This window comes from Aliivibrio salmonicida LFI1238 (assembly GCF_000196495.1).
Classification (GTDB): domain Bacteria; phylum Pseudomonadota; class Gammaproteobacteria; order Enterobacterales; family Vibrionaceae; genus Aliivibrio; species Aliivibrio salmonicida.
This window is the reverse complement of record NC_011312.1, coordinates 809,712-824,826: the sequence shown is the minus strand read 5'-3', so window position 1 is coordinate 824,826 and position 15,115 is coordinate 809,712. Positions and strand designations below refer to the sequence as shown.

Sequence of the window (15,115 nt, the reverse complement as noted above, 5' to 3'; positions counted from 1 at the left end):
GATGAAAATGTTTAATTTGTAAATCAATGTTTCAGTGAAACATATAACTAACAAACTTAATAACTGCATTACAATAGAAACAAAAAAAGCGCCTTTCGGCGCTTTCTGTTTATTTGATATACATTAGCAAGTTAAGTGAAAATTATTCCCACTCAATCGTCGCTGGTGGTTTACCTGAAATATCGTAAACAACACGAGAAATACCACCAACTTCATTAATAATACGGTTAGATACTTTACCTAAGAAATCGTATGGTAAATGTGCCCAATGCGCTGTCATGAAATCAATGGTTTCTACCGCACGTAGAGAGACAACCCAGTCGTATTTACGGCCATCACCCATTACGCCAACAGAGCGTACTGGTAAGAATACCGTGAATGCTTGAGATACTTTATTGTAAAGATCAGCATTATGAAGTTCTTCAATAAAGATCGCATCAGCACGACGAAGTAAATCACAGTACTCTTTCTTAACTTCACCAAGAACACGTACACCTAGACCGGGCCCAGGGAACGGGTGACGATAAAGCATGTTGTATGGAAGACCTAATTCTAGACCAATCTTACGAACTTCATCTTTAAACAATTCACGTAACGGTTCAACAAGACCCATTTCCATGTCATCAGGTAGGCCGCCAACGTTATGGTGAGATTTAATAACGTGTGCTTTACCCGTTTTAGACGCCGCAGACTCAATAACATCTGGATAAATGGTCCCTTGAGCTAACCACTTAGCATTTGATAATTTCTTAGACTCTTCGTCAAAAATATCAACAAACACATGACCAATGATCTTACGCTTAGCTTCTGGATCTGATTCACCACTAAGAGCGCTTAAGAAACGTTCTTCAGCTTCAACATGAATGATCTTAAGACCAAAGCCTTCACTGAACATTTCCATTACTTGTTCTGCTTCATTTAAACGAAGTAAACCGTTATCAACAAATACACACGTTAGTTTATCGCCAATCGCACGGTGAGCAAGCATCGCAACCACAGATGAATCAACACCACCAGAAAGACCAAGAATAACTTCATCGTCACCCACTTGTTCTTTAATGCGAGCAATGGCATCTTCAATGATTGATGCAGAAGTCCACAGACCTTCACAACCACATACGTTAAGAACAAAGTTCTCAAGCATTTTTAGACCATTTTTAGTGTGTGTTACTTCTGGGTGGAATTGAACACCATAGTATTTCTTCTCTTCGTTTGCCATTGCAGCGTAAGGACACGTTTCTGTCTCTGCAATTTTTACGAAATCAGATGGGATCTCAACAACTTTATCACCGTGGCTCATCCAAACATCTTGAGTTGCTTCAAGATCTTTAAACAACGCTGATTCGCCAGTTACTTGAACTGCGGCATAGCCAAACTCACGTTCAGTAGACGTTGCTACTTTACCGCCAAGCTGCTCTGCCATTGTTTGCATGCCGTAACATACGCCGAATACAGGAACACCAGAATCAAATACATATTGAGGAGCTCGTGGAGAATTTGCTTCTGTCACACTTTCTGGACCACCAGATAAGATGATGCCATCAGGATTGAAGTCACGGATATCCGATTCTTCTACATCCCAGCTCCAAAGCTCACAGTAAACACCAATCTCACGGATACGACGCGCAACAAGCTGCGTGTATTGAGAACCAAAATCTAAAATAAGAATGCGTTGAGCGTGGATATTAGTCGTCATTAGTCTTTCTCAAAAAGTCATTTATTTAGTGTGGTTTTACTATAAAACCACACGCTTAAAATTGAATTTGGTACAAAGTATTTTTCTCATATTTCAAAGCAGAATCACTCGAACTCGAAGAGAAGGTACAACATTTACAATGTGCAAACGAGTACCTTTAACAACGAAACCGTAAGATTCTACAAAAACTAAGAAAAATTAACCTAGGCGCTTTTTCTAACCTAAACGGTAGTTTGGTGCTTCTTTTGTGATCTGAACATCATGTACGTGTGATTCTTTCATACCCGCACCTGAGATTATTACAAATTCTGCTTTAGTACGCATGTCTTCAATCGTTGCAGAACCCGTTAGGCCCATGCTTGAGCGTAAACCACCCATTTGTTGGTGAACGATCTCTTTTAGACGACCGCGATACGCGATGCGGCCTTCAATACCTTCAGGGACAAGTTTGTCCGCTGCATTATCGGATTGGAAGTAACGGTCTGAAGAGCCTTGAGACATTGCACCCAGAGAGCCCATTCCACGGTAAGATTTGTATGAACGACCTTGGAAAAGAATGACTTCACCCGGAGCTTCCTCTGTACCAGCAAACATTGAGCCAACCATAACGCATGATGCGCCAGCTGCGATTGCTTTACAAATATCACCAGAGTAACGAATACCGCCATCTGCAATAACAGGAATGCCGTGAGCATTTGCCACTTCAGCTGCGTCTGAAATTGCCGTAATTTGAGGAACACCAACACCAGTTACAATGCGAGTAGTACAAATTGAACCCGGGCCAATACCGACTTTAACCGCACTTACGCCAGCATCGATTAATGCTTGAGCGCCTAAACCAGTCGCAACGTTACCACCAATGATTTGTAGATCAGGGAAAGCAGCACGAGTTTCACGAATACGTTGTAAAACGCCTTCTGAGTGACCGTGTGATGAATCGATAAGTAGAACGTCAACACCCGCTTCAACAAGAGCAGCAACACGCTCTTCGTTACCAGCACCCGCACCAACAGCAGCACCAACACGTAGACGACCACGTTCGTCTTTACATGCATTCGGTTTACGTTCTGCTTTATGGAAATCTTTTGCTGTGATCATACCAGTTAGTTGGAACTCATCGTTCACTACCAATACTTTCTCAACGCGAGCTTCATGCATTTTCTCTTGAACTTCTTCACGAGTTGCTCCTTCTTTAACAGAAGCTAAGCGTGATTTTGGCGTCATTACAACGTCAACTTTCTTAGATAAGTCTGTTACGAAACGAACATCACGACCAGTAATGATACCAACTAGTTCGTTAGTTTCAGTTACTACAGGGAAGCCAGCAAAACCGTGTTTTTCAGTCAGATCTTTCACATCTTGAATAGTTGCGTCAGGACGAACGGTTACTGGAGCAGAGACAACGCCTGCTTCAAAGATTTTTACTAAGCGAACTTCTTCAGCTTGCTGTTCAATTGACATGTTTTTGTGGATAAAACCGATGCCACCCTCTTGCGCTAACGCAATAGCAAGACGCGCTTCTGTCACGGTATCCATTGATGCTGAAATCATTGGGATATTTAGAGAGATGCTCTTCGTTAACTGAGTGCGAATATCAGCGGTGTTAGGAAGAACAGTAGAGTGTGCTGGGACGAGTAAAACGTCATCGAAGGTTAAAGCTTCTTTTGCGATTCGTAGCATTTGCAATATCTCACAACATAAGGTGTTAAAAGAAATAAATCCCACTTTATCGTTTCGCATAATAAAGTGTTTTGGATTTGATATTGCAGACGGATTATACGCACTGCGCAAACGCTTGGCTAGACATTTATTTATTTTTAATTTGCAATTACCCCCTTGATATGTATTATATTGCCGCTAATTCCTATATTCATGTCTAAGGCATTCTCATGTCTCTCGATTCTAATCCCCGCATCTTTACAGTCTCCCGATTGAATTCTGAAGTTCGTTTATTATTAGAAAATGAAATGGGAATTGTTTGGCTTGTTGGTGAAGTGTCTAACCTTACAATGCCCGTTTCTGGCCATTGGTATCTCACTCTTAAAGACAGCCAAGCTCAAGTCAAATGTGCCATGTTTAAAGGCAATAATCGTCGCGTAACGTTTAAACCTCAGAATGGTAAGCAAGTACTTGTTAAAGCTCGTCTCTCTTTATATGAGCCTCGTGGTGACTATCAGTTAATCATTGAAAGCATGCAAGCTGAAGGGGATGGTCGTCTTCAACAAGAATTCGATCACTTAAAAATGTCATTAGCCGCTGAAGGCTTATTCGCTCAGACCGCTAAAAAGGCCTTACCAGAGCAACCGAAATGTGTCGGTATTATTACGTCTAAAACAGGCGCGGCTCTTTTTGATATTTTAAACGTATTAAAACGACGAGATCCAAATCTTCCTGTCATCATTTATCCAACCTTAGTTCAAGGCACAAATGCCGCCATTCAAATAGCGCAAGCCATTGGACGAGCAAATAGCCGTAATGAATGTGATATTTTGATCGTTGGCCGTGGAGGCGGTTCATTAGAGGATCTTTGGTGCTTTAATGAAGAAATTGTGGCAAGAACCATTGCTGCCAGTCAGATACCAATCGTCAGTGCTGTAGGTCATGAAATTGATGTCACTATCGCTGATTTTGTTGCCGATGTACGTGCCCCAACACCTTCTGCTGCGGCAGAACTAGTGAGTCGAGATCTCTCTTCTCAATTGCAGATAGTCTCGCATCAAAAACGTCGTTTACGCAGTGCTATTGAACGTTATTTATCCCAACAACAAAAACGACTTTCGACATATCAATTTAGAATTGAAAAACAACATCCTCAACTTCAATTAAATACACAAAGCCAACGTTTAGACGATCTTAATCAACGCTTAGAAAATCATATTCAACAGCGACTAGAGCGTAATCAGCATAAAATAGAAAACCTTTCTTTACGTCTTAGTAATTTATCTCCCGCAAGAAAAGTACACCAAGATAAGCAACGTATAGAGACATTAAAGCGTCGTCTTTTAGATTCAATGGACAGAAACTTACTGATGCAACGTCATCAGCTTGCTTTAGCTGCTGAAAAACTGGATACCGTAAGCCCTCTTGCAACATTAAAGCGAGGCTATTCAATTACACGTAATGCATCAGGCAGTCTCATAACATCAACTCAGCAGGTTCATACTGGTGATACCATTACGACCCGCTTTGTTGATGGTGAAGTACAATCAACAGTCGATAAGTAACTTACAGCTTATCGCTTAATTGTACTAACTCAGTCTTTACTCGTGATTTTGACTTCAGCTCATTACACTCATGGCAGAAATAATTTGCCGCACCACAGGCGTTAAGCTTTTCCATTTCTTTATTGCAGTCAGGACAATGTGCGATTTTTTTAAAATCAACCTGACAAAAATCACAATGATAACCCTCTTTCTGCCAGCGTAATTCTGATTGGCAGCTTGGGCATTGATTTACTTGCATCACTTACTTCCTCTACGACTATTCACTTTAAACAAATGCAGATCTTTGCGCTTATAGGGATCTGATCAGCGATCATCCCCTTTAAGAACATTTATATAACCACACCCCGAAAGCATTAGTTACATATTCTGTATTTCAATTTAAAACGATATAAAAAACCAATAATGATGTGTGAAACACAAAGATCCAGTACATCAATCAGAGAACAAGAAGACTCTTCCAGTTGAATTACCTTTAATTACGTAAATAACAGAGCGTACTCTACACTTCATGTAATTTCGATTTATGTATTCCTATTATCGCTTTATGGACTGCGTTATCATCAATAATTCTTGTTCACCTTGAACTTGTAGTTGCACCTTAATTTCTTGATATTCATCAAATGAAGCAACATGTGTTCCACCACAAGGCAATTTTGCACTACCATCTATACCAAAATCAGCAATCCAATAACGTGAGTCTGTTAACGCTTTACCATCACACTTCATGCTTACCTTACTGCCTAATGATAACCACTCTTTAATCTGTTGGTTTATTTGATGCTCAATAGCAGAAAGATCATCTAGCATTTCAACGCTGTTTAATCCACGCTTACGAAGTGTTTTACCTAAACGATAAATGTCTTCACAATTGTCTTCTGTTACAAAACTTGTAACTTGGGCGTAGTTATTAAAATTGTAATGACCTAATTCATCTTTTCTGTCTGCATCTTTACGCCAATACTTAGCATGAAGCGCTTTATTTAATGCAAGATAGGCAATATGGCCTGCACTGTGTCCTCGGCTTAATGCTTTTTGATGTTCTTCATCAACCGTTAACTCAATGCTATCACCAAGAGAAACGGGCACTGCACTCTCAACTAAATGAGCAACAACAAACACCCAGCCCTCTTCACCTCGTTTAATCGGTATTTCTTTATTGGTATATAGAGTACCCGTCGATAATTCAATAGCAGCAGTATGACAAGCAAGTACTGGATATTCATTTGAACGAGTACTAATCGTTCCTTTATCTTCTGGGTGATCTGGCCAAATATGACTAACAGGGTGAAAAGGCGTTTCTTTCACAACAAGCCATTGGCCTTGTTCTGTTTTTTTAATTAATTGAATTTCAGAGGTGTGTTGCCACGTTTGATGACAGAATAAAACATCCGTTGAAAAGAATTGAGTCATGATTTTTACCTAAAAAAACGCCCAATTAATTGGGCGTTTATCGTTTAGTTGAATTTATTTTTTATTGCGGTTTTTAACAGCACCAACAAGACGTTTACGTTGACGCTCTTGAGACAATGTTAATTTACCACCGCGATCTTCAAATGGGTTTTCGCTGTTCTGGAATTGAATACGAATTGGTGTTCCCATGATTTCTAATGATTTACGGAAGTAGTTCATTAAGAAACGTTTGTAAGAAGAAGGTAATTCTTTTACTTGGTTACCGTGAATAACGATAAGTGGTGGGTTATAACCACCAGCGTGCGCGTATTTCAATTTCACACGACGGCCACGAACCATTGGCGGTTGGTGATCATCTTGAGCCATCTTCATAACACGAGTAAGAACAGATGTACCTACACGCTTAGTTGCAGAAACATAGGCTTCTTGTACTGATTCATATAAATGACCAACACCCGTACCATGCAATGCTGAAATAAAGTGAAGACGAGCAAAGTCAACAAAACCTAAACGACGGTCTAGTTCTGATTTTACTTTCTCTTTAACTTCATTATTCAATCCATCCCACTTATTAACAGCAATAACTAAAGAACGACCCGCGTTCAATGCAAAGCCTAACAAGCTTAGATCTTGATCTGAAATATTTTCACGCGCATCAATAACCAATAAAACAACGTTAGCATCTTCGATTGCTTTCAATGTTTTGATTACTGAGAATTTTTCAACGGTTTCATTGATACGACCGCGACGACGAACACCCGCAGTATCGATCAGTACATATTCTTGACCTTCACGTTCCATTGGAATGTAAATAGAGTCACGAGTTGTACCTGGCATATCGTAAACAACCACACGCTCTTCACCTAAAATACGGTTAATTAGCGTTGATTTACCTACGTTAGGACGACCGATAATAGCAAGTTTGATTGGTTGATCTTGAAGACGAGCAAAATCTTTCTCTGCATCTTCTTCTGTAAGATCTTTTTCTTCGTCTTCAAAATCTTCAAATTCAGTCAGATCAGTAATCTCACCGTTTTCATCTCTTAAAGATTCTTCAACAAGCTCTTCCATAAAAGGTGCAAGAGCAAGCTCAAGCAGAGAAGTGACACCACGACCGTGTGAAGCGGCGATTTGGTATACTTTACTCATACCTAATTGCCAGAACTCAGCACTTGCCGCATCTGCATCAATACCATCAATCTTGTTTACGACTAAGAATGTTGGTTTTTCACGAGAACGTAAGTGTTTTGCTATCGCTTCATCAGATGATGTCAAACCAGCACGGCCATCAACCATAAATAGCACAACATCAGCTTCTTCAATCGCAGCTAATGACTGTTCAGCCATTTTAGTTTCAACACCTTCTTCTGTTCCATCAATACCGCCGGTATCGATTAGAATGAATTCTTGCTCTTCTAACTTAGCTCGACCATATTTACGGTCACGCGTTAAGCCTGGAAAGTCAGCAACTAATGCATCCCTTGTGCGTGTAACACGGTTAAACAGCGTCGACTTACCAACATTTGGACGCCCTACCAGAGCAACAACAGGAATCATATATACCTCTTAATTTAATCATAGGCATAGCGCGAGCTAATACCAATTTGATGATAGTTTTTTTAATATGAACGGATAAAAACCATCACCAAATTGGATTATCTTTCACTATCTAAAAACAATAAAAGGCTCCAAAGTCAGAAGGACTTGGAGCCAATTCACAATTATAGCAAATAAAACTTATTTAATTCGCATTTTTTTGATATCGCCTTCACGTGTAACAATTAGGAAACTATCCCCAACCACTATCGGTGAAACCGCAATACCATCGCTGTCAATTTCTTGTTGCGAAACAAACAAACCGCTTTCTTTATCTAGCCAATGCAAATAACCTTCGTTATCCGCTAAAACTACATAATTATCGATGATAATTGGTGATGTTAACTGACGATACTCTAGCTCTTTATTGTTCCAAAGCTCAGTACCACTTCGTGCATCGACGGCAACAACATGATCTTTTTCTGTTACTAGGAAAAGACGCTTTCCATCCGTAGACATATCCATGGCAGAAGAGTAATTACGCTTCCACGCAGGTTGACCAGTACGAAGATCTAACGCAATCAGCTGTCCGTTATAGCCAATAGTATATAAACGTCCACCAAGGATTAATGGCGATGAATCGACATCAACAAGGCGATCAATTTCAGTCGCTCCTTTTGGTGTTCCTACTGGTTGTTGCCACAATAATTGACCTTTAGACATCAATGCTGCTGCTAAACGTCCATTAGACATTCCCCAAAAGACACCACCAGATATACTGACTGGAGCACTGTCACCACGAAGTGTTAAACTAGGAACTTCACTGTTAATTTCCCACTTTTCGGTTCCGGTTTCCGCATCAAATGCAACCAAAGCCCCACGACTGGTATGAACGATTACATAACCTTCGTCTGCTAATGGTTTAGCAATAACTTCACCATCTACTTTCTCACGCCAAAGCTCTTCACCCGTTTCTGCATCAAGAGTGATAATCTCTCCATTTTCAGAACCAATGAATACTTTTCCATAAGTCAGCGTCAGACCGCCAGATAATCGAGCAGTATCATCTTGTTCTAAATCTTGCTCCCAAATGGTTTTACCGTTTTTAGGGTCAAGTGCTTTAACAAGACCATCTCGACTTGCGACATAAATCTTATCGTAAGCATATGCAGGTGTTAAACGTGAAAAATAGTGTCCAACACCATCACCAATTGAACTTGTCCATTCCGTTGTTGGTTCAAATTGATTCTGAACAACAGGAACAGGTGCCATTACGATTGTATCTTCTTCACTCGCACAACCAACAAGCATGGAGAAACCAAAGGTACATAATGCCGCTTTTTTTAACACCTTACGCATTCAGTTGTCCTTACTCAGCTAAGTCGTCCAATTTCATTTGAACAGATGGATTCATGCCATCTTGAAGTGACTCTGTATATTCAGAACGAGCGGTTGCAATATCACCTTGACTCAGTGCAATGTCGCCTTTCAATTCAGCAACACGAGCAGACCAGCTTGTTGATTTAACACCAGCTAATGTAGTAAGTGCAGCATCAAACTTATTTTGTTCCGCTTGAATACGAGCAGCACGAACTTGAGCCATTGCGACTAATGCATCATCTTTACTGTTGTTTGAAATCCAAATCAACTGTTCTAATGCGGCATCTAATTGATTCGCTTCAACTTGAACTTTAGCTAACTGAAGTGCTGCCAATGCGGCATATTCACTTTTCGCATGTGCTGCAATAAAAGTTTGAGTCGTTTCTTCAGCTTTAGCTCCAGAGGTGTGCAATGCCGTCAATGTTCTTTCGTAACCTGCAGAAGCCGTTTCTTTCGCAGTCACTTGCATCGATTGGTAATATTTCCAACCTAGAATCGCACCAATACCAACAACACCACCAATTACGACAGCCTTGCCATTTTCTTTCCACCAACTTTTAATGGCTTCAACTTGTTGTTCTTCAGTTTCGTAGGCTTCCACGTCCTATCCTCTTAAATCAATTCTGCTAATTTTGCGAATACGTCTGCTTGAGCGAATGTCTCTTGCTCACCAGTACGTAAATCTTTTACGTTTACAGTTAGCTCTGCAACTTCACTCTCACCTAAAATAAGAGCTACCGCTGCACCCGCATTGTCTGCACGTTTAAATTGCTTTTTAAAATTACCACCACCGAAGTGACACATTACTCGTAATCCAGGAACCTGTTCACGCAGTCGTTCAGCCAGTTTCATACCAGCCATTAATGTGTCTGCTCCAGAAGTCACCATATAAATATCAACTGAGCGGCGTACGTCTGTTAATTCTAATGTTTCCATTAAAAGAACTAAACGTTCAAGTCCCATAGCAAAGCCAACTGCTGAAGTCTCTTTTCCACCCAATTGCTCAACTAATCCATCGTAACGACCACCAGCACATACCGTACCTTGAGCGCCTAAACTTTCAGTTACCCACTCAAAAACAGTACGGTTATAATAATCTAAACCACGAACTAAGCGTTCATTAACTTGATATTGGATGCCAGCAGCGTCAAGTAGTTCACATAATCCAGAAAAATGTGCTTTTGAATCATCATCTAAATACTCAGACAGCTTAGGCGCATCACCTAAAATAGCTTGTACTGCTGGGTTTTTAGTATCAAGAACACGCATTGGGTTAGTGTACATACGACGCTTACAATCTTCATCCAAGATATCTAAATGTTGTTCTAGGAATTCAATTAATACCACACGATAGTTAGCACGAGCTTCCAATGAACCAATTGAGTTAAGCTCTAAATGAACGTGCTTATCAATACCTAGCTCACGCCACAAGCGTGCTGTCATCATGATAAGTTCAGCATCAACGTCAGGACCGTTCAGTCCGAAAACTTCAACACCTACTTGGTGGAATTGACGGTAACGACCTTTTTGAGGGCGTTCATGACGGAACATTGGTCCCATGTACCATAAACGTTGTTCTTGGTTGTACAACAAACCATTCTCAATCCCTGCACGTACACAACCTGCAGTACCTTCTGGACGAAGCGCTAAGCTATCACCATTACGGTCGTCAAACGTATACATTTCTTTTTCAACAACGTCTGTAACTTCACCGATAGCACGCTTAAATAGATGCGTCTGTTCAACAATCGGCATGCGAATTTCGCTATAGCCATACGCACTAATAACGCGTTTTACGCTGTCTTCTACTTTGTGCCACAATGGCGACTGTGTTGGAAGGCAGTCATTCATGCCTCGAATTGCTTGGATTGCTTTAGCCACGTTCACTTCCCAATGGGTTTTATTTATATCTGGATATTAATCAGTCGATCTGATTAATATCAATTTGATTTTCTTTTGATAACATCGCTGCTTTTGCACGGATCCTAGCTTCTAGCTTATCCACGATATTGTCGTTATCAAAACGTTCTTTTTGACGAATCCCATCTTCATAGAATGCACTTTTACGATAACTTCCCGCAATTCCCATATGAGACACTTCCGCCTCGCCAGGGCCATTAACGACACAACCAATCAAAGATACATCCATTGGTGTGATTAAGTCTTCTAAACGCTGTTCAAGCTCATTAACCGTAGCAATAACATCAAACTCTTGACGAGAACAAGTTGGGCACGCAATAAAATTAATACCACGAGAACGAATTCGTAATGATTTTAAGATGTCAAAACCAACTTTGATCTCTTCAATAGGATCTGCCGCTAGCGAAATACGTAATGTGTCGCCAATGCCTTCTGATAATAATAAACCTAAACCAACGGCTGATTTAACAGAACCCGCACGAGCACCACCTGCCTCGGTAATTCCAAGGTGCAATGGTTGCACTATCTGTTTTGCTAGCAAACGATAAGAATCGACAGCTAAAAAGACATCAGAAGCTTTGACACTGACCTTGAACTGGTCAAAGTTCATACGATCTAATATATCGACATGGCGCATTGCGGACTCTAGTAATGCTTCTGCTGTCGGTTCTTTATATTTAGCTTGAATGTCTTTTTCTAATGAACCGCCATTCACACCAATACGAATCGGAATATTATTATCTCTTGCACAATCGACAACAGAACGAATTCGTTGTTCATTACCAATATTACCGGGATTAATACGTAAGCAATCCACGCCATATTCCGCAACTTTTAATGCAATACGATAATCAAAATGGATATCAGCAACTAATGGAACCGAAACCTGTTGTTTAATCAACTTAAAGGCTTCTGCCGCATCCATTGTTGGCACTGAAACACGAACAATATCAGCGCCGACTTTTTGAAGTGCATTAATTTGTGCAACGGTAGCAGCAACATCAGTTGTTAACGTATTCGTCATAGACTGAACAGCGATTGGTGCGCCATCACCAATAGGAACATTACCCACATAAATGCGAGTAGATTGGCGACGTTTAATTGGAGACTCTATATGCATGGAATCAACTCATTATTGAGGTAAAGTTAGTCGTGCAACTTTACCGGCAGGATATGCAGATAAATTAACAGGTTTGCCTTTGTAGCTTAATGTGACCGCATTTGGAGCGCCAATCACCAACTCATAAGGCGCTTTGCCTGTTAGTTTTAATGTTTGATTTGATTTCTTAACACCTGAATACAAACGATTGTTTGCGGCGTCTTTCACTTGAAGCCAACAATCACTATTAAATGTAATCACAACATCATCAGTAATAATTGCTTCTTGTGCTTGCTCTGATACTGTCGGCGTTTCAACAGAATCAGTCGCTTCATCAGTAACGGTTATTTCAGCTAAAGGGGCTGCCACTGTATCAGAACTCTCTAATGTATCAATTCCGTCATCAAGTGCCACTGCACTTTCTGTTGAGCTATCAGCTAACTCATCGACAATAACCGCTTCTTCTTTATTTATCTCTTCAACATGAGACGTTGCCTCTGCGGTTTCAAATTGAGCTTGTTCTTGCCACCACCACAGTACAGACATACTTAGAATAAGCGCAAAAATAACCCATGTTAGCTTCATAATACGGTTATCGTGTTTTTCTCTTTTTGTTTTACGAGAAAAACTTTGCATATCGTGTTCTTCAATTTGCGCTTTACCCAGTATATCCAACCCATTCAATACCGCCATTTCTGGAACATTAACGGCTTTTGCATATGAGCGATAATAACCACGAGTAAATGTGGCAAGTTTTCCCATATCAAACTGATCAGCTTCTATCTGCTCGAGAACTTCTACACGCAGTCGTAAGCGCGCTGAAATATCTTCTAACGTTAGATTTGATGCTTCACGAGCGTTTTTTAACAACTGCCCTGGAGCGATAATGGTTTCAATGTTGTCTTCTGTATGTTCAATAGTCATGATTTATATAGGTCTGATATTCTTTGGAGTCCGGATATTTTTGTCCCAAAATGTTTGCATATTTAGTAACCAAATGTGCATTGCCTGCTTTTTTTTCTAATTCTATGAGTAAGCTTAGGCTAACGGGTTTATATCCGTACTTCTTATTAAATTTAAACAGCGAAATCCTCGGTTCTGAATAGTTGCCTTCATCAATATTCAATTTAGCCAATTGAAGGGTGGAACGAACTCGATGGGGATCGTGAGCGAGTGAACGCTCAAAATACGTTTTTGCTGTTACGTTATCTCCACTACTTAGGGCGCACATCGCTGCATTTTCATAGCTTGCTGACACTAAATAGTAATAAGGTTGTTCAATTGCCAGAGTAAACTTTTGCTGTGCTTCCTCATAACGGCCTTTTCTACAGAGAAAAACCCCGTAGTCGTTTAATACATTACCATTTTTTGATGAATAACGTAATGCTCGTTTGTAAGCCTTTTCAGCTAATTCATTTTCTTCTACTTGTTGATAATAATAAGCGAGGGAAGTTTGAGAGCGGTAGTAGTCAGGAGCATATTGTGCAGCCAGTTCCAAATTCTCACGGGCCTTCATCATATTGCCCGCATTTAAGTAACCTAATCCGAGAGTAATTCGAGCTTCGGAAGCTCGAATTATCTCATCGTCGGTCATCTCATCGGCTTCATTAACCGTGACACAACCGGCACTGGTTAACAATCCAATTGCTAACCATGCTGCACTCCATTTTATCATTCTGCTTTCCCTTGCTGTAATACATCAAGATTAAACAGTTTTACAGGGATAGCCTCACCTTGCTGTTTAACTTGAGTGCGTTTAGTTCTATCGATTACATCACCGACCAATTGACCACAAGCGGCATCAATATCATCACCACGAGTTCTACGAACCGTTACCGTAAAATCGTATTCCATCAATGTTTTCATGAATCGATCGATACGTGAATTACTTGGCTTTTTGTATGGTGACCCAGGATATGGGTTAAATGGAATCAAATTAATCTTTGCCGGGGTATCTTTTAGCAATTCTGCGAGTTGTCTTGCATGATCCATATCGTCATTTATATGATCTAAAAGTACATACTCTACCGTTACACGGCCACGGTTAGCATTTGATGATGCAATGTATTCACGAACACACGCTAAAAACGCTTCAATATTCCAACGATCATTAATTGGCATGATCTCACTGCGCAATTTATCCGTAGGTGCATGAAGAGAAATAGCTAAAGCGACATCAACTTTGCCGATCATTTGTTCTAAGCCAGAAACAACACCTGATGTAGATACAGTGACACGACGTTTAGACAAACCAAAACCTAGATCATCAAGCATGATATCTAATGATGGCATTAGATTTTTCATATTAAGCAATGGTTCACCCATGCCCATCATTACGACATTCGTAATTGGACGGCGACCCGTTTCTTTTTCTAAACCAATTTCACGAGCGGCACGCCAAATTTGACCGACAATTTCAGAAACTTTAAGGTTACGGTTAAAGCCTTGTTGTGCTGTTGAGCAGAATGTACAAGCAAGTGCACAGCCCACTTGAGAAGATACGCATAAGGTTGCGCGATCGCCATCAGGGATATAAACCGTCTCAACATCTTGATCGCCTACTTTCATCGCCCATTTGATGGTGCCATCAACTGAATGCTGAGCTTCAGATACGTAGGGTGCTCGAATTTCACATTTCTGCTTTAGCTTTTCACGAAGCTTTTTGTTGATGTTGTTCATTTGATCGAAGTCATCACAACCAAAGTGATACATCCACTTCATGATTTGATCTGCTCGGAAGGCTTTCTCTCCTAATTCCTCAGAAAAAAATGCTCGAAGTCCTTTACGATCAAAGTCCAGTAGATTGGTTTTAGTTGTAGTCATGTTGCCTCTCTGATAAATAACATCACC

13 protein-coding genes are annotated in these 15,115 nt (G+C 40.4%); 1 reads left to right on the top strand and 12 read right to left on the bottom strand.

What is annotated here, in order from left to right; all coding sequences use genetic code 11:
- Nucleotides 1-142: 142 nt before the first annotated feature.
- Nucleotides 143-1,696, bottom strand: coding sequence for a glutamine-hydrolyzing GMP synthase (gene guaA, locus VSAL_RS04130; RefSeq protein WP_012549543.1), 1,554 nt, complete (start codon nt 1,694-1,696; stop codon nt 143-145).
- A 216-nt stretch (nt 1,697-1,912) separates the two neighbouring features.
- On the bottom strand, nt 1,913-3,376 hold the full coding sequence (guaB, locus tag VSAL_RS04125; RefSeq protein WP_012549542.1) for an IMP dehydrogenase: 1,464 nt from the start codon (nt 3,374-3,376) through the stop codon (nt 1,913-1,915).
- Nucleotides 3,377-3,585: 209 nt separating this feature from the next.
- On the opposite strand from guaB, the gene xseA reads away from it, so the two are divergent.
- A complete protein-coding gene (gene xseA / locus VSAL_RS04120; protein WP_012549541.1) occupies nt 3,586-4,920 on the top strand; it encodes an exodeoxyribonuclease VII large subunit in 1,335 nt (444 codons plus the stop codon).
- Nucleotide 4,921: 1 nt separating this feature from the next.
- On the opposite strand, the gene VSAL_RS04115 is transcribed toward xseA, so the two are convergent.
- The 10 genes from VSAL_RS04115 to VSAL_RS04070 form a co-directional block, all read right to left on the bottom strand.
- On the bottom strand, nt 4,922-5,158 hold the full coding sequence (locus VSAL_RS04115) for a zinc ribbon domain-containing protein (protein ID WP_012549540.1): 237 nt from the start codon (nt 5,156-5,158) through the stop codon (nt 4,922-4,924).
- A 296-nt stretch (nt 5,159-5,454) separates the two neighbouring features.
- Nucleotides 5,455-6,330, bottom strand: a complete 876-nt coding sequence (locus tag VSAL_RS04110; RefSeq protein ID WP_012549539.1) for a metal-dependent hydrolase — start codon at nt 6,328-6,330, stop codon at nt 5,455-5,457.
- A gap of 54 nt (nt 6,331-6,384) precedes the next feature.
- Nucleotides 6,385-7,887 carry a ribosome biogenesis GTPase Der gene (gene der, locus VSAL_RS04105; protein ID WP_012549538.1) on the bottom strand — a complete coding sequence of 501 codons (1,503 nt, stop codon included), beginning with the start codon at nt 7,885-7,887 and terminating at the stop codon, nt 6,385-6,387.
- A gap of 180 nt (nt 7,888-8,067) precedes the next feature.
- Entirely contained in the window at nt 8,068-9,225 is a 1,158-nt protein-coding gene (bamB, locus tag VSAL_RS04100; protein ID WP_012549537.1) for an outer membrane protein assembly factor BamB, read from the bottom strand.
- Nucleotides 9,226-9,235: 10 nt separating this feature from the next.
- On the bottom strand, nt 9,236-9,847 hold the full coding sequence (locus VSAL_RS04095; protein ID WP_012549536.1) for a YfgM family protein: 612 nt from the start codon (nt 9,845-9,847) through the stop codon (nt 9,236-9,238).
- 11 nt (nt 9,848-9,858) lie between these two features.
- Nucleotides 9,859-11,127: a histidine--tRNA ligase gene (gene hisS, locus VSAL_RS04090; protein WP_044583192.1), complete on the bottom strand. Its 1,269-nt coding sequence runs from the start codon at nt 11,125-11,127 to the stop codon at nt 9,859-9,861.
- Between the two features lie 40 nt (nt 11,128-11,167).
- A complete protein-coding gene (gene ispG / locus VSAL_RS04085; RefSeq protein WP_012549534.1) occupies nt 11,168-12,286 on the bottom strand; it encodes a flavodoxin-dependent (E)-4-hydroxy-3-methylbut-2-enyl-diphosphate synthase in 1,119 nt (372 codons plus the stop codon).
- A gap of 12 nt (nt 12,287-12,298) precedes the next feature.
- Nucleotides 12,299-13,189, bottom strand: a complete 891-nt coding sequence (locus tag VSAL_RS04080; protein ID WP_012549533.1) for a RodZ domain-containing protein — start codon at nt 13,187-13,189, stop codon at nt 12,299-12,301.
- Nucleotides 13,179-13,940: a type IV pilus biogenesis/stability protein PilW gene (gene pilW / locus VSAL_RS04075; protein ID WP_012549532.1), complete on the bottom strand. Its 762-nt coding sequence runs from the start codon at nt 13,938-13,940 to the stop codon at nt 13,179-13,181. The genes VSAL_RS04080 and pilW overlap by 11 nt, the downstream gene beginning before the upstream one ends.
- Nucleotides 13,937-15,088, bottom strand: a complete 1,152-nt coding sequence (locus VSAL_RS04070; protein ID WP_012549531.1) for a bifunctional tRNA (adenosine(37)-C2)-methyltransferase TrmG/ribosomal RNA large subunit methyltransferase RlmN — start codon at nt 15,086-15,088, stop codon at nt 13,937-13,939. Before VSAL_RS04070 ends, pilW begins: the two co-directional genes overlap by 4 nt.
- Nucleotides 15,089-15,115: the final 27 nt, after the last annotated feature.